The organism is Streptomyces sp. NBC_00539 (assembly GCF_036346105.1).
Classification (GTDB): domain Bacteria; phylum Actinomycetota; class Actinomycetes; order Streptomycetales; family Streptomycetaceae; genus Streptomyces.
This window is the reverse complement of the sequence record NZ_CP107811.1, coordinates 2,004,744-2,025,742: the sequence shown is the minus strand read 5'-3', so window position 1 is coordinate 2,025,742 and position 20,999 is coordinate 2,004,744. Positions and strand designations below refer to the sequence as shown.

Here is a 20,999-nt window from a genome sequence, read left to right as displayed (position 1 = left end):
TCCTGGCGCGCTTCGTGACGTGCTCAGGACATAAGCGCAACGTAAGCGCGATGGTCGGGACGGAACCGGGCGGTCACGCGGGACGGAACCGGGCAGTCACGGGCGCAGGCGCAGGCCGCGGGGGGTGGCGTGGAAGCCGGCTGCCTCCAGCGAACGGCCCAGGGAGGAGGTCAGGGCGGCGGCCGCGTTGATCCGTTCGACCGTCAGGGGCGGGACCTTGCCCGCGCGGCAGCCCGCGGCCAGGGACGAGACGGCCGCCTCCAGGCGGGGATCCTCCGGCGGGGGCCACGCCAGCAGGGTCTTGCCGCCGCGCTCCAGGTAGAGGACGAGTTCCCCGTCGACCAGCACCACCAGGGAGCCCGCCTTGCGGCCCGGCTTGTGCGTGGCCCCGGCCGGGGGCTCCGGCCAGGGCAGGGCCGCGCCGTACGCGTTCGCCGGGTCGGCGGCGGCCAGCACCACCGCGGCCAGCGGGGGCGGCGTCCGCTCCGCCGCCCGCAACCGGTCCACCGCGCCGTCCATCGCGAACTGGGCCGCGCCCAGTCCCTCGACCACGTACCCCCGGCGGGCCTGGCCGCTGTCCTCGAAGGCGGACAGGACGCGGTAGACGGCGCTGAACCCGCCCTCCACCCCTTCCGCCGCCACCGCGCCGCGGGTCACCACACCGTGCCGGTCCAGCAGGGTCCGGGCCAGGGCGTGCGCCCGGTGCGTCGGGTCCGGGGCCTGGCCGGGCAGCAGCGACCAGCGGCCCGAGACCGTGGGCGGGCCGGTCCGGGAGGCCGCCGCGCTCAGGGTTCCGTAGCGGCCGCGCGGGACCGTGCGCCGCGCCCGGTGCGCGGTGGCGCCGGCGGTGCGGCCCGATCCCAGCAGGGAGCGCAACGGGGCCAGGGTGTCGTTGGTCAGCCGCCCCGACCAGGCCAGGTCCCAGAGCGCCTCGGACAGCTGGAGTTCGGAAGCCTCAGGCCACTTCGCCCGGACCGACTCCACGAGCTGGCGGAAGAACAGGCCGTAGCCGCCCGAGAGGGCGTCGAGGACGGCCTGGTGCAGCGGGGTCGTCTCCAGCGGATGCGGCGGTGGCAGGAGCAGGGGCGCCGCCTCCGCGAGGTAGAGCGAGAGCCAGCCGTCCTTGCCGGGGAGGGCGCCGGCCCCGGCCCAGACCACCTCCCCCGTGGTGGTCAGCTCGTCCAGCAGGGCGGGGGAGTAGCCCGAGACCCGTGAGGGCAGGATCAGGCGTTCCAGGGCGGAGGCCGGCACCGGGGCCCCCTGGAGCTGCTCGATCGCCCGGGCCAGGCCGTCGATCCCGCGCAGGGCGCCGCCCAGGTGCTGCCACTGGGGCAGGAAGGTGGCCAGGGAGGCCGGCGGCACCGGCTCCAGCTCCTGGCGCAGGGCCGCCAGAGAACGGCGGCGCAGCCTGCGCAGCACCGCGGCGTCGCACCACTCCTGCCCGATGCCCGCCGGGTGGAACTCGCCCTGCACCACCCGGCCCGCCGCCGCCAGCCGGTGCAGGGCGCCTTCGGTGACCGCCGCGCCCAGCCCGAAGCGGGCGGCCACGGCGGTGGTGGTGAACGGCCCGTGGGTGCGGGCGTACCGGGCGAGGAGGTCGCCGAGCGGGTCCTTGACCGGTTCCGTGAAGGCCTCCGGGACCCCGACGGGCAGCGCGGTGCCCAGCGCGTCCCGCAGCCGCCCCGCGTCCTCGATCGCCGCCCAGTGGTCGGCGCCGCCCACCCGGACCCGGATCGCCCGGCGCGCGGCGCCGAGTTCGGCGGCCCACGACGGCTGCGCGCCGCGCTCGGACAACTCCTCCTCGGTGAGCGGGCCCAGCAGGCGCAGCAGGTCGGCCACCGACTCGGCGTCCTTGGCCCGGCGGTCCTCGGTCAGCCACTGGAGTTCGCGCTCCAGTTCCTCCAGCACCTCGGCGTCCAGCAGTTCCCGCAGTTCCGCCTGGCCGAGCAGCTCCGCCAGCAGCCGGGAGTCCAGCGAGAGCGCGGCCGCCCGGCGCTCGGCCAGCGGCGAGTCCCCCTCGTACAGGAACTGGGCGACGTAGCCGAACAGCAGCGACCGCGCGAACGGCGACGGCTCCGGCGTGGTGACCTCGACCAGCCGGACCCGGCGCGCCTCGATGTCCCCCATCAGTTCGGTCAGGCCCGGCACGTCGAAGACGTCCTGGAGGCATTCGCGTACGGCTTCCAGGACGATCGGGAAGGACCCGAACTCGGAGGCCACCTGGAGCAGTTGGGAGGCGCGCTGGCGCTGCTGCCACAGCGGCGTGCGCTTGCCCGGACTGCGGCGCGGCAACAGCAGGGCGCGCGCCGCGCACTCGCGGAACCGGGAGGCGAACAGGGCCGAGCCGCCCACCTGGTCGGTGACGATCTGCTGGACGTCGCCGTGGTCGAAGGCGACGTCCGCCGCGCCCAGCGGGGCCTGCTCGTCATCGAACGCGAAGGACTGCGCGGGCGCCGCCGGATCGTGGTCGAGCAGGTCCATGGAGAGCAGGTCCGCGTCGGGCAGGCGCAGCACGATGCCGTCGTCCGCGTGCATCACCTGCGCGTCCATCCCGTACCGCTCGGCGAGGCGGGCGCCGAGGGCCAGCGCCCACGGGGCGTGCACCTGCGCGCCGAAGGGGGAGTGGACGACGACCCGCCAGTCGCCGAGCTCGTCGCGGAACCGCTCGACCACGATCGTCCGGTCGTCCGGCACATGACCGCAGGCCTCGCGCTGCTCGGCGAGGTAGGCGAGGACGTTCTCCGCGGCCCAGGCGTCGAGCCCGGCCGCCAGCAGCCGCAGCCGGGCGTCCTCGTCGGTGAGCCCGCCGAGCTCGCGCAGGAACGCACCGACCGCCCGGCCCAGTTCGAGAGGACGGCCCAGCTGGTCGCCCTTCCAGAACGGCAGCCGGCCCGGAACCCCGGGCGCCGGTGAGACCAGGACGCGGTCGCGCGTGATGTCCTCGATGCGCCAGGAGCTCGTGCCCAGGGTGAACACGTCCCCGACCCGGGACTCATACACCATCTCCTCGTCCAGCTCGCCGACCCGGCCGCCGCCCTTCTTCGGGTCGGCCCCCGCGAGGAAGACGCCGAAGAGGCCCCGGTCCGGGATCGTGCCGCCCGAGGTCACCGCGAGCCGCTGCGCCCCCGGCCGGCCGGTGATGGTGCCCGCCACCCGGTCCCATACGACACGGGGCCTGAGCTCGGCGAACGCGTCCGAGGGGTAGCGGCCCGCCAGCATGTCCAGCACGGAGGTGAACGCCGACTCCGGCAGCGCCGCGAAGGGCGCGGCCCGCCGCACCAGGGCCAGCAGGTCGTCCAGCTGCCAGGTGTCCATCGCGGTCATCGCGACCAGCTGCTGGGCGAGGACGTCCAGCGGGTTGGAGGGAATGCGCAAGGACTCGATCGAGCCCGTCCGCATCCGCTCGGTCACCACGGCGGCCTGCACCAGGTCGCCCCGGTACTTGGGGAACACGACGCCCGTGGAGACCGCGCCCACCTGGTGGCCCGCCCTGCCGACGCGCTGGAGCCCCGACGCCACCGAGGGCGGCGACTCCACCTGCACCACCAGGTCCACCGCGCCCATGTCGATGCCCAGCTCCAGGCTGGACGTCGCGACCACGGCGGGCAGCCGGCCCGCTTTCAGGTCCTCCTCGACCAGAGCCCGCTGCTCCTTGGACACCGAACCGTGGTGCGCGCGGGCCAGCAGCGGCGGGGCGCCCTGCGCGGCGCCCGACTGCGCCATGATCTCGGCCGGCGGTGACCCCTCGGGCAGCTCCTCTCCCATCGCCCGCTCGTACGCGATCTCGTTGAGCCGGTTGCACAGGCGCTCCGCGAGGCGCCGGGAGTTGGCGAACACGATCGTGGACCGGTGGGCCTGCACGAGATCGGCGATCCGCTCCTCCACATGCGGCCAGATGGAGGGCTTGTCCCCGCCCTCCCGGCCCTCCGTGGCGGGAGAGCCGCCCAACTCGCCCATGTCCTCGACCGGGACGACCACCGACAGGTCGAACTCCTTCGCCGACGGCGGCTGGACGATCTCCACCTTGCCGCGCGGCGCGAGGTACCGGGCCACCTCGTCCACGGGCCGGACCGTCGCCGACAGGCCGATCCGGCGCGCCGGGCGGGGAAGCAGCTCGTCCAGCCGCTCCAGCGACAGCGCCAGGTGCGCGCCGCGCTTGGTGCCCGCGACGGCATGCACCTCGTCCAGGATCACCGTCTCCACCCCGGCGAGGGCGTCGCGCGCCGCCGACGTCAGCATCAGGAACAGCGACTCCGGCGTGGTGATCAGGATGTCCGGCGGCCGCGTCACCAGCGCCCGGCGCTCGGCCGGCGGGGTGTCACCGGAGCGGATGCCGACGCGGATCTCCGGCTCGGGCAGGCCCAGGCGCACCGACTCCTGCCGGATGCCGGTCAGCGGGCTGCGCAGGTTGCGCTCCACGTCGACGGCCAGGGCCTTGAGCGGCGACACGTACAGCACCCGGCAACGCTTCTTCGGCTCGGCCGGCGGCGGGGTCGACGCCAGCTGGTCGAGGGCCGCGAGGAAGGCGGCCAGGGTCTTGCCGGAGCCGGTGGGCGCCACGACCAGGACGTCGGACCCCTCGCCGATCGCCCGCCAGGCCCCGTCCTGGGCGGAGGTGGGCATGACGAAGGCCCCCGAGAACCACGAGCGGGTCGCGGGGGAGAACGAGTCGAGCGCGCTACCGGACATGCCCCCATCGTGCACCCGGCCACTGACAACCGCCCGGACCTGCGTGAACGCGCCGACGGGCCGGGGCGCAGAATGGGGGGATGGGCACGGACGACGGCCGCCGGGAGTGGGCGCGGCACTGGCAGTACCCGGAACTGCCCGGCCTCGACCTGCTGCGTGCCCACTACGTCCGCCACACCTTCCCGCGCCACGCCCACGACGGGTACGTCATCGCGGCCGTCACCGGCGGCGTCGAGGAGATCGGGCTGCCCGCCGCGACCCTGCGCGCCGGGCCGGGCAGCGTGGTACTGATCAACCCGGAGGTGGCGCACACCGCGCGCGCCGGGGTGCCCGAAGGCTGGGCGTACGCCACCCTCTACCCGTCCCGCGCGCTGATCAGCGAGGTCGCCGCCGAGATCGGCACGCTGCGCGGGACCCCCGGCTTCACCGCCGACATGGTCCCCGACCCGCAGGCCTCGCAGGTGATATCCGAGGTGCACCGGGCCGCCGAGGCCGGGAACGCGCTGGCCGCCGACACGCTGCTGCGCGGTGTGGTGGCGCGGATGCTGACCCGGCACGCCGGACCGCTGCCGGCCCGTACGGTCCGGCGCGCGGGCGGCGCGGACGCGGAGCGGGCCAGGGCCGTGCTGGAGGAACGGATCGCGCAGCCGCCGTCGCTGGAGCAGCTCGCGGCGGAGCTCGGGACGAGCCCGTTCGCCCTGCTGCGTGCCTTCCGGGAGAGGTACGGGATGCCGCCCCACACCTGGCTGACCGACGCCCGGGTGCGGCGCGCCCGGCGGTTGCTGGACGCGGGCACCGCGCCCGCGGAGGCCGCCGTCGCCGTCGGCTTCACCGACCAGCCGCACCTGAACCGGCACTTCACGCGGATCGTCGGCGTCCCGCCGGGCGCGTACCGGCGGGAGCGCAGGCACACCGGCTGACCCCGGGCGGTCCGACCGGTCCCGGGCCGTCCGGTGCCCCGGGCATCCCGCCGGCCCGGGCCGCCCCGCCGGTCCGGGGGTTCCGCCCCGGCCCGCAGGTCCCGGGCGCGCGCAAGAACGTACAAGACCGCCTGCCGGCCCCCGCATAACGTCAGGGCGTGGGAGAACATCAGATGGTGATACAAGAGGCCCCCCAGGGGGTCGACGAACGGCCGCGCAGCGCCGTCATACGGGACGCGCTCGGCGTCGGGGTGGCCGTCGGCCTTTCGGGATTCGCGTTCGGGGTGACCGCCGCAGGATCCGGTGTCAGCGTGCTCCAGGCCTGCGTGCTGAGCCTGCTCGTCTTCACCGGCGCCTCGCAGTTCGCGCTGGTCGGCGCCCTCGCCGCGGGCGGCAACCCGTTCACCGCCGCCGCCGGGGCCTTCTTCCTGGGCACCCGCAACGCCTTCTACGGGCTGCGGCTGTCCCAGCTGCTCGCCTTCCCCAAGGCCCTGCGGCCGCTCGCCGCGCACTGGGTCATCGACGAGACGACCGCCGTCGCCCTCGCCCAGCCCGGGCGCAGGTCGGCGCGGCTCGGGTTCACCGTGACCGGGCTGACCCTGTACGTGCTGTGGAACCTCACCACGCTGCTCGGCGCGCTCGGCGCCGAGGCGATCGGCGACACCACCGTGTGGGGACTGGACGCCGCCGGTCCCGCCGTCTTCCTCGCCCTGCTCGCACCGATGGTGAAGGGCCCCACCGAACGGGCCGTCGCCGCCCTCGCCCTCGTCCTGGGTCTCGGCCTGCTGCCCGTACTGCCCTCCGGGGTGCCCGTGCTGATCGCGGCGCTGGCCGCTCCCGTCGTGCTGTGGATGAAGGGACGCCGCTCATGAACGTCTGGATCGCCATCGGGCTGACCGTCGTCGGCTGCTACGCCGTCAAGCTCGCCGGCCTGCTCGTGCCCGCCGGAGCGCTGGAGCGGCCGGCCGTGCGCAGGCTGGCCGCGCTGCTGCCGGTCGCGCTGCTCACCGCCCTCACCGCCCAGCAGACGTTCAGCACCGGCCACGAGCTGGTCCTCGACGCCCGCGCCGCCGGACTGGCCGCGGCGGCCGTCGCGCTGCTGCTGCGGGCCCCGTTCCTCGTCGTGGTGGGCATCGCGGTCCTCGTCACGGCGGGCCTGCGCGCCATGGCCGGTTAGCCGAGGGTGCGGCCGTAGGCGCGGAGCGTCAGGAGCGCCTCCAGGGTGGCGATCGGGCGCCGCTCCAGGGGGCTGCCCGCAGCCGTGGCCGGCCGGGCCGCCGGCCAGCCCCCGTCCGGTTGCTGCCGGGAGGCGAGGAAGTCCAGGGACCGGCCCATCTCCGCGTCGGTGAACCAGCCGCGCGCGTACGACTCGGGGCGGCGCGCCAGGTCGTACGGGTACAGCTCCTCGTCCGGCGCGTCCGCGGGAGCCGTCGGCCCCCCGGCCGGGCGCGCCGGATCCAGCACCACCAGGCGCTGCTCGCGCACCAGCCGCCCCAGCCGGTCGGCGGCCGCCGCGGCCCGGCTGCGGTCGGGGACGCCGTCGAGGAACGCCACCGCGCCGCGGACCTCGTAGGGGTGCCAGTGGCGCGGCGTCTCGACGCGGTCCCAGCAGAAGTCGGTGGCCCGGAAGAGCCACGCGTGCCAGACCCGGTTGCGGTGCAGGGCGCCGACGACCGGGCCGGTGGTCAGCAGAGCGCCCTGCGGACCACCGTGCGCCGGGGGGTGCGGGGCCGCCGGAAGGCCGCCCGGGGCGGGCGACACCACCGGGAGGGCGCCGTCGCAGGTGGAGACCGCGGCCAGGTGTCCGCAGAGCTGCTCCACCCGCCTCCCCCCGCAGCGGCCGAGGGCGTCCAGCACCCGCAGGGCGTACGCGGCGTGCAGCGGCTGGCTCAGCGGTCCGCGCAGATCCGGGTCGAGCGCGTGCCCGTAGCCGCCGTCGGCGCCCAGGTACGCCCCGAGGGCGGCGTCCACCCCGTCGGCGTCGCCGCCGAGGAAGTGGAACGCGAACCGGCGCTGCTCCAGCACCCGCGCCGTGAGCCAGATGAACCGCTCGGCGCGGGCCAGCGGGGTCGTCGCGGCCGGCGGGGCTTCGTCTCCAGGCATGCGGGAACCGTAGGGCGCCGGATGCGGGGCCGGGGGTGCGAACGCGGCCGGTGCACTCTCCGGGGCGCGATACTGGTGGCATGCGGTTGACGATTTTCTGGGAGCGGATGGCCGAGTACTTCGGGGCGGCCTACGCGGACTCCTTCGCGCGGGACCACGTCATGACGGAGCTCGGCGGACGCACCGTCCACCAGGCGCTGGAAGCGGGCTGGGAGGCCAAGGACGTGTGGCGCGCGGTGTGTTCGGCGATGGACGTGCCCGCCTCACTGCGCTGAGGCGGAGCCCGGCCGGACCGTTCCGCCCAGGGGTGGGTCAGACTGGGGTGCGTGGCAGCGACTGAAGAGACGACCCCCCGACGGCCCGAGCAGGGCGAACACCCCGATCACCCCGAACACGAGGACCGGCCGGAACACGAGGACAGCCCCGAGCACGCCGGCCCGGCCGCCGGGCCCGCGGCGGACGCGGCAGCGGCGACCGCGGCGGTGGCCGGGGCCCGGATGCCGCGCTGGCTGCCCCGCGCGGTGATCCTCGTACTGGCCCTCGTCGCCTGCTTCCAGCTCGGCAGCTGGGCCTTCCACCAGCTGATCGGGCTGCTCGTCAACATCCTGATCGCCTTCTTCCTCGCGCTCGCGGTAGAGCCCGCGGTGTCCCGGATGGCGGCCCGCGGCATGCGCCGCGGACTCGCCACCTTCCTCGTCTTCCTCGGGGTCTTCGTCGCGGCCGCCGGGTTCGTGGCCCTGCTCGGCTCGATGCTCGCCGGTCAGATCGTCGACATGGTGGAGGGCTTCCCGCGCACCCTCGACTCCGTGATCAGATCGGTCAACACGACGTTCCACACGGATCTGTCCCGGCTGGAGATCCAGGACAGCCTGCTGCACTCGGACTGGCTGCAGAAGTACGTGCGCAACAGCGCGAGCGGAGTGCTCGACGTGTCCGCCACCGTGCTCGGCGGCCTGTTCAAGCTGCTGACCGTCGGGCTGTTCTCCTTCTACTTCGCCGCCGACGGGCCGCGGCTGCGGCGCGCGCTGTGCTCCGTACTGCCGCCGGCCAAGCAGTCGGAGGTGCTGCGCGCGTGGGAGATCGCCGTCGCGAAGACGGGCGGGTACCTCTACTCGCGCGGACTGATGGCACTGATCTCCGGCGTCGCCCACTACGTGGTGTTCGCCGTCCTCCAGGTGCCGTACGCACCCGCGCTCGCGGTGTGGGTCGGCCTGGTGTCGCAGTTCGTCCCCACCATCGGCACCTATCTGGCGGGCGCGCTGCCCATGCTGATCGCCTTCACGGTCGAACCCTGGTACGCGCTGTACGTGCTCGGATTCGTGGTGGTCTACCAGCAGTTCGAGAACTACGTGCTCCAGCCCAAGCTCACCGCGAAGACGGTGGACATCCATCCGGCGGTCGCCTTCGGCTCGGTCATCGCGGGCACCGCACTGCTGGGGGCGGTCGGGGCGCTCATCGCGATCCCGGCCGTCGCCACGCTCCAGGCCTTCCTCGGCGCGTACGTGAAGCGCTACGAGCTGACGGAGGGCGCCGACACGCCCGACGGCGGCGGGCGGGGAGCCGGCGCCGACTCCGCTACTCCCCCTGCGTCCCTTCGACGACGGCTGCCAGGGCGTCGGTGACGGCTGCCTCGACGGCGCCCTTCTCCAGGCCGAGACCGCTGAGGACGCCTTCCCCGTTTTCGAGTTCGAGGAGGGCGAGCAGGATGTGCTCGGTGCCGACGTAGGGGTGGCCCAGGCGCAGGGCCTCGCGGAAGGTCAGCTCCAGGGCCTTCTTCGCGCCGGCGTCGAAGGGGGTCAGGGCCGGCAGCTCGGCCGGGTCGACGGGCTCGGGCAGGAGCGCGGTGACGGCGGCGCGCACGGCGTCCTCGGGGACGCGCTGCCGGCTCAGGACGAGCGCGGCGAGCCCCTCCGGCTCGGCGAGCAGGCCGAGCACCAGGTGTCCGGTGCGGATCTCGGTGTTCCCGCGGGCGCGGGCCTCGTTCTGCGAGGCCACGACGACGCCGCGGGCACGGGGGGTGAAGCGGGCGAAGCCCTGGGCGGCGTCGGGCTCGGCGCCCTCGCCCCCGTCGGCCCCGGCCTTGTCGGCCTTGGGGACGAAGCGCTTCTGGGCGGCCTGGCGGGTGACGCCCATGCTGCGGCCGATGTCGGTCCAGGAGGCGCCGGAGCGGCGTGCCTGGTCGACGAAGTGGCCGATCAGGTGGTCCGCGACGTCACCGAGGTGCTCGGCGGCGACGACGGCTCCGCTGAGCTGCTCCAGGGTGTCGGGGTGGACCTTCTTGATCGCCTCGATCAGGTCGTCGAGGCGTACCGGACTGGTCATGCGAACGGGTTCCACGGAGGGATTCGTCATGGTGCAACCGTAGGTTGACAGTCGAAAGAGTGTCAACCCTGGGTTGTCAGTCGGCGTGTATGAAGGTGTCCGGTGGCCGGGCCCCGTTCCCGGGGGTGGGATCCGGCCACCGTCGCGACCGCGTCAGGCGACCGGCTGGGACTGGCTCGTCAGCAGTCCGATGACCTGGTCCATCTCGTTGCGCCAGAGGCGGTGGACGTTCATCCGGGTCGGCTTCTCCTGGCCCGGGAGCTGGAAGCGGAACGAGCTCCAGACGGCGTTGCGCTTGACTTCGGTGACCGCGCCGACGGCCTGGGCCGGCGGTATGGCGAAGACGATCTCCTGCGGCCGGTTGCTCATCCGGCTCGCCTTGTGGAGGACCACGGCCTGCTCGGTCACGGTGACGAAGTAGTAGGTGAGGAACATCTGGCCGATCAGGCCGAGCATGCTCATCAGCCAGACGCTGGGGCCGGCGATGGCCTGGATCGTGACGATGGGCCGGTCGGCCGGGTTGATCTGGGCGATGGCCTCGGCCACCTGCTGCTGGATCGTGGCCTTCTTGATGGCCATGGTTCCTCCAAAGCGGAATGAGCGCCCTCGGTCTTCGGGGGCACCGCAGAGTACCGGTGGACAGGGGGGAGTTCGGGGCCGGGTCCGGCCGCAGACCCATGGGGGCGGGTATGCCGCGCCCGCCTACGTTCGTGACCAGATGGGCAGGTTGGGGCAGTTGGGGGTGGTGTGGGGGACGGCCGGGGTGTGGTTTCGGCCAGGGGGCGGCCAACCGCCGCGGTGATAGCGGCTTTCCCCAACCAACCACGCCCTCTTGTGGGTTGGGCGCGGGGTCCCAACAATGCGCATGACAACCGGAGGATCTTCGGTTGCATGTCACCAGAGGGGAACCCCCACATGAACAAGCCTCTCGCCGGCGCCGTGCTCTCCTTGCTGCTGATCGGAGCGGGAGCGGCACCGGCCGTGGCCTCCGTACCCCAGGAGGCGGCCGCGCCGGCTCCGTCGCGGGAGCGGGCCGCGCAGGCCGTCACGGTCAACTACGCGGGGACGGTCGCGCTCAGCAACTGCTCCGGCTCCGTCGTGCGCGCCCCCGGCTCCCAGCCGAACGACCCCGCGCTCGTGCTGTCCAACGGCCACTGCCTGGAGACGGGATTCCCGGAGCCGGGCCAGGTCATCAAGGACCAGCGCTCCACCCGGTCGTTCTCGCTGCTGGGCGCGAACGGCAACAAGGTGGCGACGCTGCGGGCGAGCAAGGTCGCCTACGCGACGATGACCGACACCGACATCACGATCTACCAGCTGACCTCCACGTACGCGCAGATCCAGAGCCAGTACGGCATCAGCGCGCTCACCCTCAACGACGCCCACCCGGTGCAGGGGACGCCGATCAAGGTCGTATCGGGTTACTGGAAGCGGACCTACAGCTGCAACGTCGACGGGTTCGCCTACCTCCTCAAGGAAGGTTCCTGGACCTGGAAGGACTCGGTCCGCTACACCTCGTCGTGCAACACCATCGGCGGCACCTCCGGTTCCCCGGTGATCGACACCACGACCGGCAAGGTCGTCGCCGTGAACAACACCGGTAACGAGGACGGCGGGCGCTGCACGGACAACAACCCGTGCGAGGTGGACCAGAACGGCGCGGTCACGGTCCGCCAGGGCATCAACTACGCCCAGGAGACGTACATCATCGTCCCCTGCATAGGCGCCGGCAACAAGATCGACCTCACCCGCCCCGGCTGCACCCTCCCCAAGCCGTAACCCCCCGGGCCGCCGCCCCCACCGCCTTCCCGCGGCGGGGGCGGCGCCGCGCGTTGCCGGCGGCCCCCTCGGGATTCGCCGGTCCGACCCCTCCCCGGCGGGCTACTGTACGGACACGCCGCGTTGCTCACGGTCACCCGGTCGCCCGAGGAGGATTCCTGTGCCATCGCCCTGCGACTCCCAATACGCCCCCGCCGGCGATGTGGGCACGGCGCTCATGGTGATCGACTCGCGGCTCAGAAGCGTCTACGAGGGCAAGGACGCGGCCGACCCCGAACAGCAGCGGCTGATCGACCAGTTCACCGCGTCGTTGGGTCGCGAGGAGGCCGACGCCGTGGTGGACGGCACGTGCACGCTCATCTACATGTTCACGCAGTGGCTGCGGATGGCCTACGAGGAGCACGACAAGGACGTCATCGAGTACGTGGTGCCCGGCTTCGTGGCCTCGATGCGCATGATGCCCAAGAGCATCCGCTCCGAGGTCGTCCCCACCATGACCGGCCTGGTCGTCGCGGCCGCCACCGGCCTCAGTCCCAACCTGTGGAGGAAGCAGTACGGGGACTGGACCGGGGACGAGATGAACGCCCTGGAAGCCACGGCCCTGCTGCTCGCGGAGCACATCAACCGGCTCACCGACGACCGTGACTTCGCCACCCGCGTGATCAGCCAGGCCCTGGCCGGCGCGAACCAGGACTGATACCGGACGGCGAGGAGGCCGGCGCCGCCATCCGAACCATCCGACGGGCGGACGACGCCCTCATCGCCGGCGACGGCACAGAGCGCGCGGCCGGCGCCGTCCGCCCGGCCGTCCGCCCGTCCGTCCGCCCGGCATCGTCCGGCCGTCCCACGCAGCACGGCCGGCGGCGGGTTGGCTTGACATGGAAATCGAACACGCATTCTCATTGGTTATCCACAGCCGAACCGGGTGTGGGAGCGCATTGTCAGTGGCAGGCGTTAGCGTCAATGGCGTGAAGCGATCGACTCAAGCAAACCGGGTGGAACCCATGGCAGGCACCGACCGCGAGAAGGCTCTCGACGCCGCGCTCGCACAGATTGAACGGCAATTCGGCAAGGGTGCGGTCATGCGCCTCGGCGACAAGCCGAACGACCCCATCGAGGTCATCCCCACCGGGTCGACCGCGCTGGACATCGCGCTCGGCGTCGGCGGGCTGCCCCGCGGCCGTGTGATCGAGGTGTACGGACCGGAGTCCTCCGGTAAGACGACCCTGACCCTGCACGCCGTCGCCAACGCGCAGAAGGCGGGCGGCACCGTCGCCTTCGTGGACGCCGAGCACGCGCTCGACCCCGAGTACGCGAAGGCGCTCGGCGTCGACACCGACAACCTCATCCTGTCGCAGCCGGACACCGGCGAGCAGGCGCTGGAGATCGTGGACATGCTGGTCCGCTCCGGCGCGCTCGACCTGATCGTCATCGACTCCGTCGCGGCGCTCGTGCCCCGCGCGGAGATCGAGGGCGAGATGGGCGACTCGCACGTGGGTCTCCAGGCCCGTCTGATGAGCCAGGCGCTCCGCAAGATCACCGGTGCGCTCAACCAGTCGAAGACCACTGCGATCTTCATCAACCAGCTCCGCGAGAAGATCGGTGTGATGTTCGGCTCGCCCGAGACCACCACCGGTGGCCGCGCGCTCAAGTTCTACGCCTCCGTGCGCCTCGACATCCGCCGCATCGAGACCCTCAAGGACGGCACCGACGCGGTCGGCAACCGCACCCGCGTCAAGGTCGTCAAGAACAAGGTCGCGCCGCCCTTCAAGCAGGCCGAGTTCGACATCCTCTACGGCCAGGGCATCAGCCGCGAGGGCGGTCTGATCGACATGGGCGTGGAGCACGGCTTCGTGCGCAAGGCCGGTGCCTGGTACACGTACGAGGGCGACCAGCTGGGCCAGGGCAAGGAGAACGCCCGCAACTTCCTCAAGGACAACCCGGATCTCGCCAACGAGATCGAGCGGAAGATCAAGGAGAAGCTGGGCGTCGGCGTGCGCAAGGACGCCGCCGCGGAGGCCGGTGCGGAGGCTCCGGCCGACGCCTCGGCCGTGCCCGCCCCGGCGGCGAAGGCCAAGACGACGGCCAAGGCCGCCGTGGCCAAGAGCTGATCCGTGCGGGAGCAGGAAAGGGGTGGCGGGGAGGGCGGCCGGGAGGGCCGTCAGGAGCTGCCGCCCCAGAGTCCCGAAGAGCAGGCGCGGGCGATCTGCTTGCGCCTGCTCACCGGGATGCCGCGTACCCGGCGGCAGCTCGCGGACGCCCTGGACAAGCGCGGCATCCCCGAGGAGGTGTCGCAGGAGGTCCTCTCCCGGTACGAGGAGGTGGGCCTGATCGATGACGCCGCCTTCGCCGGCGCCTGGGTCGAGTCCCGCCACCGCGGCCGGGGGCTGGCCCGCCGGGCGCTCGCTCAGGAGCTGCGGACCAAGGGGGTGCACGCCACCCTCGTCCAGGAAGCCCTGGAGCAGCTGGACTCCGAGCAGGAGGAGCAGACGGCCCGGGAGCTCGTGGAGCGCAAGCTCCGGGCGACCCGGGGCCTCGAGCGCGACAAGCGGATCCGGCGGCTCGCCGGGATGCTGGCGCGCAAGGGATACCCGGAGGGCATGGCCCTGCGGGTGGTCCGCCGCGCGCTGGAAACCGAGGACGAGGGCGAGTACGGGGAGGGCTTCCCCGGGGACTGAGCCCCGGGGAAGCCGCGTCCGCCCCGGCGGGGCCCGGGAGTCAGGGCCCCGCGGCGTCGTCCGCCGGGGTGACGGGCAGGCCCGCCGACTTCCAGGCCTGGAAGCCGCCCGTCAGGTCGGTCGCGCGGTGGAGGCCCAGCGCGTGCAGTGAGGCCGCGGCAAGCGTCGAGGCGTAGCCCTCGTTGCAGATCACCACCACCCGCAGGCCGTGACCGGTGGCCTCGGGCAGGCGGTGGGAGCCCAGCGGATCGAGGCGCCACTCCAGCTCGTTGCGCTCGACGACCACGGCGCCCGGGATAAGCCCGTCCCGCTCGCGCAGCGCCTGGTAGCGGATGTCGACCAGCAGAGCCCCTTCCAGCGATGCGGCGTGTGCCTCGTCCGGCGAGACGCGCGCGTACGTCGTGCGGAGCCGGTCGACGAGGGCGTCGATGCCCTGCGGTGCGGCGCTCACTGCCAGTCCGCCGGACGCTCGACGTGTTCCAGCCTGAGCACCGGGCCGGTGCGGCTGTAGCGGCGGATCAGCGGGAGCGGCGGGTAGTACGCGTGCACCGAGACGGCGTGCTCGGTCCGCGACTCGTTGAGCACCTCGTGCACGTGGTGCTCACCGAAGCCCCGCCCCGCGCCCGCCGGGACGCCGCGGCCGCGGTCCACGTCCGCCGCCAGCTCCAGGCTCCGCCAGCCCTCCGAGGGCAGGCGCACGGCCAGCGAATGCTCGGTGAGCTTCCCGCGGGCGGTGGCGAACGCGCCCCGCGACTCGGCGTGGTCGTGCCAGCCGGTGCCGGTACCGGGAGGCCAGCCGATCAGCCAGGCCTCGCTGCCACCGGGGCCGTCCAGCCGGATCCACGTGCGTCCCTCCGGGTCCAGCGGGAGGGAGGCGACGAGGTCGGGGTCGGCCGCGGTGCGGAGCACGAAGGCGAGCAGCTCGGCCGTGGTCGGTGCGGCAGGGGCACGGGTGGGGGCCGGGGAAGAGGAGGGGGCGGGCGCGTGCGTGGGCGCAGACATGGGCAATGACCGTCCTGGGAGTTCGCGGGGGTGCGCGCCGGCGGTCCCGGAAGGACACGGGACTACGGGGAGGCGCGAAAGAAGGGGCGAATCAGCAGGAAGGGCGACACACGCAGCCCGCGTAGCGGAGCAGGTCCATGTGGACCCTCCGCCACAGGCGTACGTCGCTGCCGGTCATGCCCGCGAGTGAAGCACGGGACGGGAACGGGGTCAATCGATCACCCCCGTGGGAGTGATGGACGTCTCCTCGAGCGGGGACGCGGCGCCCTCCGCCGCAGCCGGAGCGCCGCAGCGGACGGCGTCGGCCGCCTCGTACAGTTCCGCCGGACGCACCCCGGCGAAGGTCGCCGCGAGGTGGCCGTCGGGGCGCACCAGCAGCACGGTGTGCGCCGCGGCCCCCGGATAGCCGTCGGCCACCAGGAGTTCCGCCCGGACGGGCAGGGCGCTCACGGCCGCCGCGAGCCGGGGCATCAGCCCGGCGCCCAGCCAGTGCCGCCGGTCCCACACCCCGGTGCCGGGGGCGACCAGGACCACCAGCAGCCGGCCCCGCCCCAGCAGGTCCCGCAGCGGCACCGTCGACCCGTCGGGCGCGGTCACCGGTACGTTCGCCACCGGCCCGCCGGGTTCGGTGGCGGTCGGCACTTCCCGTACGGCCACGGGCGGGGCGTACGTCGGCTCCCCGCCCAGCGCGCCCCGGCCGAGGTGGCCGTCGGTGAGCAGGCTCTCGGCCGAACGCGCCGCTCCCGGAAGGTAGGTGCGCAGTCCGCCCCCGCCGCGCAGGGCGGGCAGCGCCTGGTCGGCGACGCGCAGCCGGGCCGCGACCGCCCGGCGCCGCTCGTCCTCGTAACTGTCCAGCAGTGCCTCCGAGGCCCCCTGGTGCCAGTCCAGCCCGAGCTTCCAGGCCAGGTTCTCGGCGTCCCGCAGCCCCTCCTCGACCCCTTGGGTGCCGAGCGCGCCCAGCAGGTGCGCCGCGTCCCCGGCGAGGTAGGCCCGGCCGTCGCGCCAGCGCCGGGCGAGGCGGTGGTGCAGGGTGTGCACGCCGGTGTCGATCAGGTCGTACGGGGGAGTCGTGCCCCCGCACCACGCCGCCAGGGTGTCCCGGATCAGGGTCACCAGCGCGTCGGGGGTGACGAGCCCCCCGCGGGGCGGGAGCAGCCAGTCCAGCCGCCACACCCCGTCGGGCAGCGGCCGGGCGGTGACCTCGCCCGTCGCGCCGCGGTGCAGCAAGCCCTCGCCGGGCCAGGGCAGTTCGGTGCGCAGCGCGGCCACGGCGTGCCGCTCGACGGCGGTCCGGCCGGGGAAGCGGATGCCGAGCAGCTTGCGTACGGTCGAGCGGGCCCCGTCGCAGCCCACGAGGTGGCTCCCGCGCCACCAGGTGGTCTCGGCGCCCCGGGTGTGGGCGGTGACCCCGCGGCCGTCCTGCTCCAGGGCGTCCAGCCGGGTGTCGGCGATCAGCCGGACCAGCGGGTGGGTGGCGGCGGCGTCCCGCAGACCGCGCGTCAGGGCGTGCTGCGGCAGGTGCAGTGGCGCCGGGTGGTCCTCGAAGGTGATCCGCTGCGCGTCCCGGCCCCGACGCATCGTGCGCCAGGCCGCGTAGTACGCCCCTTCGTCGCGCAGCGTCGTACAGCCGAGCCGGTGGGCCATGGAGGCGGTGTCGGCATGCAGGACGACGGAACGGGCCGGCCGGGGCTCGTCCTTGCCGGGCCCTTCGTCCAGTACGACGGAGGGCACGCCCTGGCCGGCCAGGGCGAGGGACAGGGACAGCCCGACGGGCCCCGCGCCGACGACGATCACCGGGTCCATGATGCGGCTCCCGATGTCCGGTATGTGATCACACAACGTATGCAACCGACTGGAAGTGCCTGCGTCAAGTGACACCGGTCCGGACAGCACTGTGTGGTGCGGCGGAGGATTCCGCCGCACCACACAGGCTACGCACTATGACTGACTTCGCATCAGCGGACTTACCGTCAGCGGGCACGCAATCCGCGTCGGCCGGGTTTCATCCCGTGCTGTTGTTGCCCGTGGCCAGGTCGCTGGCCTCCGCCACACCGACGACCGCACCGGTGCTCTTCTTCGACTGCCGCAGCCGGCCCTCCAGCCAGGAGGCGGACGAGGCGAGGGCGTAGTTCACCCCGACGAACAGCGCCGCGATCACGATCAGGCTCGGGATGGTGTTGCTGTAGTTCGCCGAGATCTGCCGGCTCATCGACAGCAGTTCGCCGTAACCGAGGACCGCACCACCGAGCGCGGTGTCCTTGAGGATCACCACGAGCTGGCTCACCAGCGCCGGCAGCATGGCGGTGACCGCCTGCGGGAGCAGGACGTGGGCCATGGTCTGGCCCTTGCGCATGCCGATCGCCTTGGCCGCGTCGGTCTGTCCGCGCGGCAGCGACTGGATGCCGGCCCGGACGATCTCCGCGATGACCGAGGCGTTGTACAGGACCAGGCCGGTGACCACCGCGTACAGCGGCCGGATCTCGGACTCGACGTTGGAGTACTGCACGTACAGGGCGCTGCCGAACAGCATCAGCATCAGGACCGGGATGGCGCGGAAGAACTCCACGACCGCACCGACCGGGATCCGCACCCAGGCGTGGTCGGAGAGCCGGCCGATGCCGAACAGCGCGCCGAGCGGAAGCGCGATCACCATGGCGATCACAGCGGCCTTGAGCGTCTCCAGCAGGCCGGGGATCAGGAACGTCGTCCAGACCTGCCCGTCGGTGACGAACGGGCTCCACTTGTCGCCGTCGAGCTGGTTCTTGTCCGCCATCAGGCCCAGCGCCCACCACAGGGCGAGGCCGAGCAGCACGAGGAAGACGGCGGAGTAGATCCAGTTGCGGACCTTGGCCTTCGGGCCGGGGGTGTCGTACAGCACGGTGCTCATCGCTTCACCGCCATTCGCTTGGCCGCCCAGCCGAGCAGCAGGCCGGTGGGCAGGGTGAGTACGACGAAGCCGAAGGCGAACACCGCGAAGACCTCGAAGAGCGCCTGCGCCTCGTTCTCGATCATTTCCTTCATCAGCAGGGCCGCTTCGGCCACGCCGATGGCCGCCGCCACCGTGGTGTTCTTGGTGAGGGCGATCAGTACGTTCGCGAGCGGTGCGATGACGGCACGGAAGGCCTGGGGGAGCACGATCAGCGTGAGCACCTGGAAGAAGCTCAGGCCCAGCGCGCGGGCGGCCTCGGCCTGCCCGACGGGCACGGTGTTGATGCCGGAGCGCAGCGCCTCGCAGACGAAGGTGCCGGTGTAGGCGGTCAGGCCGAGGACGGCCAGCCGGAAGCCGGTCTCCTTGAAGGTGTCACCGCCGAGCGTGATGCCCAGGGTCTGGCTGAGGCCCAGTGAGCAGCCGAGGATCAGCGCGGTGAGCGGCGTGTTGCGCACCACGTTGACGTACACGGCGGCGAAGCCGCGCATCAGCGGGACCGGGCTGACCCGTATCCCGGCCAGGACGGTGCCCCATATGAGGGAGCCCGCCGCCGAGTAGAGGGTGAGCTGAACCGTCACCCAGAAGGCTCCGAGCAGGTCGTACTGCCCGGAATCAAGAAAGTCGAACACGTTGCCCTGCGCTCTCCCCAGGATGGCCGGTGGGGCGCGCCGCCGCCCGCGGCAGGCGGGCGGCGACGCTCCCCACCGGGGAATCAGCTGCCTTCGGTGATCTGCGGGGCAGGCTCGTTCTTGTAGTTGGCCGGCCCGAAGTTCTTCTTCACGGCCGCGTCCCAGGCACCATCGGCGACCATCTTCTTGAGGGCGGCGTTGACCTTCGTCTGCAGGTCCTTGTCGCCCTTCTTGAGGCCGATGCCGTAGTTCTCGTTGCTCAGGCTCAGCCCGGCCAGCTTGAACTTGCCCTTGTTCTTCTCCTGCGCGGCGTAGCCCGCCAGGATCGAGTTGTCCGTGGTCAGCGCGTCCACGGCCTTGTTCTCCAGGCCGGTGAGGCACTCGGAGTAGCCGGGGAACTCCTGGAGGTCGGCCTCGGGAGCGAGCTTGGTCTTGACGTTCTGCGCCGAGGTGGAGCCGGTGACGGAGCAGAGCTTCTTCTTGTTGAGGTCCTCGGCCTTGGTGATCGAGGTCTCGTCGGCGCGGACCAGCAGGTCCTGGTGCGCCAGGAAGTACGGGCCGGCGAAGTCGACCTTCTCCTTGCGCTTGTCGTTGATCGAGTAGCTCGCGACGACCAGCTTGACGTCGCCGTTGGAGATCAGGTTCTCGCGCTCGGAGCTGACGGCCTGCTTGAACTCGATCTGGCTGGCCTCGTAGCCGAGTTCCTTGGCCACGTACGTCGCGACGTCGACGTCGAAACCGGTGAACTTGCCGTCCGGGGTCTTGAGACCCACACCCGGCTGGTCGAACTTGATGCCGATGACGATCTTCTTGCCGCCAGCGGCCGAGTCGCCGCCACCGGAGGACTTGCTGCCGCCGCCGCAGGCGGTCGCGGTCAGGGCGAGAGCGACGGCGGCGGCAACGGCCGCACCGGCCTTGTAAAGCTTCATCGTGAACTTCCCTCGGGTCAGACGTTGTTGGACGGCGAGCGACACGTGGATCCGGGCCGCCACCGGATCACTACCAGACAAGGACCGTCAGTGGTGCAGGATCTTCGACAGGAAGTCCTTGGCACGGTCGCTGCGCGGGTTGGCGAAGAACTGCTCCGGCGCGGCCTCTTCGACGATCTTCCCGTCCGCCATGAAGACGACACGGTTGGCCGCCGAGCGGGCGAAGCCCATCTCGTGCGTGACGACCACCATCGTCATGCCCTCCCGGGCGAGCTGCTGCATGACCTCCAGCACCTCGTTGATCATCTCCGGGTCGAGCGCCGAGGTCGGCTCGTCGAACAGCATCACCTTCGGGTCCATCGCCAGCGCCCGGGCGATCGCCACGCGCTGCTGCTGGCCACCGGAGAGCTGCGCAGGGTACTTGTCCGCCTGCGAGCCGACGCCCACCCGGTCCAGCAGCGACTTCGCCTTCTCCAGCGCCGCCGCCCGGTCCGCCTTGCGGACCTTGAGCTGGCCCAGCATCACGTTCTGCAGCACGGTCTTGTGCGCGAACAGGTTGAAGGACTGGAAGACCATGCCGACATCGGCTCGCAGCCGCGCCAGTTCCCTGCCCTCGGAGGGCAGTTCCTTGCCGTCGACCGTGATGGTCCCCGAATCGATCGTCTCCAGCCGGTTGATGGTCCGGCACAGCGTGGACTTGCCCGATCCCGAGGGACCGATCACCACGACGACCTCACCGCGGGCAATGCTCAGATCGATGTTCTGAAGCACGTGCAGCGCGCCGAAGTGCTTGTTGACGTTGCTCAGTACGACCAGGTCGTCCGCGGCACCGGCCGCGTCCTGCACGTCCTTGGTCACTGATACTCCGCTCATCGGCTTCTTGCTCCGTCCTCCGTCGGTTGGGAGGACAGTAGTGACGAGGCACTCACACCGTCATCACATCTGAGGGAGAATTGAGCATAACGATCCGGCCTCGCCCGGATACGCTCCGTGGGCGACCGCACCCCGTCCCCCTGTGG

General features: G+C 72.5%; 21 protein-coding genes. 9 read left to right on the top strand and 12 right to left on the bottom strand.

Annotated features, from left to right (window positions below):
- Positions 1-96 precede the first annotated feature (96 nt).
- Positions 97-4,689: an ATP-dependent helicase gene (locus tag OG861_RS08735; protein WP_329198849.1), complete on the bottom strand. Its 4,593-nt coding sequence runs from the start codon at positions 4,687-4,689 to the stop codon at positions 97-99.
- Positions 4,690-4,769: 80 nt separating this feature from the next.
- Between OG861_RS08735 and OG861_RS08730 the strand changes: the two genes are divergently transcribed.
- The 3 genes from OG861_RS08730 (at position 4,770) to OG861_RS08720 (ending at position 6,786) form a co-directional block, all read left to right on the top strand.
- Complete coding sequence (locus OG861_RS08730) at positions 4,770-5,609, top strand: AraC family transcriptional regulator (protein WP_329198850.1); 840 nt, start codon at positions 4,770-4,772, stop codon at positions 5,607-5,609.
- A gap of 173 nt (positions 5,610-5,782) precedes the next feature.
- Positions 5,783-6,481: an AzlC family ABC transporter permease gene (locus OG861_RS08725; RefSeq protein WP_329198852.1), complete on the top strand. Its 699-nt coding sequence runs from the start codon at positions 5,783-5,785 to the stop codon at positions 6,479-6,481.
- On the top strand, positions 6,478-6,786 hold the full coding sequence (locus OG861_RS08720; protein ID WP_329198854.1) for an AzlD domain-containing protein: 309 nt from the start codon (positions 6,478-6,480) through the stop codon (positions 6,784-6,786). Before OG861_RS08725 ends, OG861_RS08720 begins: the two co-directional genes overlap by 4 nt.
- Here the strand turns inward: OG861_RS08720 and OG861_RS08715 are convergent.
- Positions 6,783-7,712 (bottom strand): hypothetical protein, encoded by a 930-nt coding sequence (locus OG861_RS08715; RefSeq protein ID WP_330261684.1) that lies wholly within the window; start codon positions 7,710-7,712, stop codon positions 6,783-6,785. The genes OG861_RS08720 and OG861_RS08715 overlap by 4 nt on opposite strands.
- Before the next feature lie 80 nt (positions 7,713-7,792).
- Here OG861_RS08715 and OG861_RS08710 point away from each other — a divergent pair, with 80 nt between their 5' ends.
- Both OG861_RS08710 and OG861_RS08705 read left to right on the top strand, forming a co-directional pair.
- Complete coding sequence (locus OG861_RS08710; protein WP_190186251.1) at positions 7,793-7,987, top strand: DUF3046 domain-containing protein; 195 nt, start codon at positions 7,793-7,795, stop codon at positions 7,985-7,987.
- Between the two features lie 222 nt (positions 7,988-8,209).
- A complete protein-coding gene (locus OG861_RS08705; RefSeq protein WP_329202496.1) occupies positions 8,210-9,334 on the top strand; it encodes an AI-2E family transporter in 1,125 nt (374 codons plus the stop codon).
- On the opposite strand, the gene OG861_RS08700 is transcribed toward OG861_RS08705, so the two are convergent.
- Complete coding sequence (locus OG861_RS08700) at positions 9,288-10,064, bottom strand: Clp protease N-terminal domain-containing protein (RefSeq protein ID WP_330261683.1); 777 nt, start codon at positions 10,062-10,064, stop codon at positions 9,288-9,290. The two genes, OG861_RS08705 and OG861_RS08700, sit on opposite strands and share 47 nt — an antisense overlap.
- Before the next feature lie 123 nt (positions 10,065-10,187).
- Entirely contained in the window at positions 10,188-10,613 is a 426-nt protein-coding gene (locus OG861_RS08695) for a hypothetical protein (protein ID WP_330261682.1), read from the bottom strand.
- 336 nt (positions 10,614-10,949) lie between these two features.
- Between OG861_RS08695 and OG861_RS08690 the strand changes: the two genes are divergently transcribed.
- The 4 genes from OG861_RS08690 to recX all read left to right on the top strand — a co-directional run bounded on the left by OG861_RS08690 (position 10,950) and on the right by recX (position 14,491).
- Positions 10,950-11,813: a S1 family peptidase gene (locus tag OG861_RS08690; protein WP_329198864.1), complete on the top strand. Its 864-nt coding sequence runs from the start codon at positions 10,950-10,952 to the stop codon at positions 11,811-11,813.
- Between the two features lie 160 nt (positions 11,814-11,973).
- Positions 11,974-12,510, top strand: coding sequence for a hypothetical protein (locus OG861_RS08685; protein ID WP_330261681.1), 537 nt, complete (start codon positions 11,974-11,976; stop codon positions 12,508-12,510).
- A gap of 307 nt (positions 12,511-12,817) precedes the next feature.
- Positions 12,818-13,924, top strand: a complete 1,107-nt coding sequence (recA, locus tag OG861_RS08680) for a recombinase RecA (RefSeq protein ID WP_329198867.1) — start codon at positions 12,818-12,820, stop codon at positions 13,922-13,924.
- Between the two features lie 3 nt (positions 13,925-13,927).
- Entirely contained in the window at positions 13,928-14,491 is a 564-nt protein-coding gene (gene recX / locus OG861_RS08675; RefSeq protein WP_330261680.1) for a recombination regulator RecX, read from the top strand.
- 40 nt (positions 14,492-14,531) lie between these two features.
- Here recX and OG861_RS08670 read toward each other — a convergent pair whose 3' ends face one another.
- From OG861_RS08670 to OG861_RS08640, 8 genes are all read right to left on the bottom strand, one after another.
- Positions 14,532-14,942 carry a rhodanese-like domain-containing protein gene (locus OG861_RS08670; protein WP_329198871.1) on the bottom strand — a complete coding sequence of 137 codons (411 nt, stop codon included), beginning with the start codon at positions 14,940-14,942 and terminating at the stop codon, positions 14,532-14,534.
- Complete coding sequence (locus OG861_RS08665; RefSeq protein ID WP_329198872.1) at positions 14,939-15,493, bottom strand: cysteine dioxygenase; 555 nt, start codon at positions 15,491-15,493, stop codon at positions 14,939-14,941. Before OG861_RS08665 ends, OG861_RS08670 begins: the two co-directional genes overlap by 4 nt.
- 91 nt (positions 15,494-15,584) lie before the next feature.
- Complete coding sequence (locus OG861_RS34255) at positions 15,585-15,671, bottom strand: putative leader peptide (RefSeq protein ID WP_361132002.1); 87 nt, start codon at positions 15,669-15,671, stop codon at positions 15,585-15,587.
- A gap of 32 nt (positions 15,672-15,703) precedes the next feature.
- Positions 15,704-17,296: an FAD-dependent monooxygenase gene (locus tag OG861_RS08660; RefSeq protein ID WP_330261679.1), complete on the bottom strand. Its 1,593-nt coding sequence runs from the start codon at positions 17,294-17,296 to the stop codon at positions 15,704-15,706.
- Positions 17,297-17,495: 199 nt separating this feature from the next.
- Positions 17,496-18,380, bottom strand: a complete 885-nt coding sequence (locus OG861_RS08655) for an amino acid ABC transporter permease (RefSeq protein WP_329198876.1) — start codon at positions 18,378-18,380, stop codon at positions 17,496-17,498.
- Complete coding sequence (locus OG861_RS08650; protein ID WP_190186239.1) at positions 18,377-19,051, bottom strand: amino acid ABC transporter permease; 675 nt, start codon at positions 19,049-19,051, stop codon at positions 18,377-18,379. The genes OG861_RS08655 and OG861_RS08650 overlap by 4 nt, the downstream gene beginning before the upstream one ends.
- Before the next feature lie 83 nt (positions 19,052-19,134).
- Positions 19,135-19,980, bottom strand: a complete 846-nt coding sequence (locus OG861_RS08645; protein WP_330261678.1) for a glutamate ABC transporter substrate-binding protein — start codon at positions 19,978-19,980, stop codon at positions 19,135-19,137.
- Positions 19,981-20,067: 87 nt separating this feature from the next.
- Positions 20,068-20,853 (bottom strand): amino acid ABC transporter ATP-binding protein, encoded by a 786-nt coding sequence (locus tag OG861_RS08640; RefSeq protein WP_329198880.1) that lies wholly within the window; start codon positions 20,851-20,853, stop codon positions 20,068-20,070.
- Positions 20,854-20,999 lie beyond the last annotated feature (146 nt).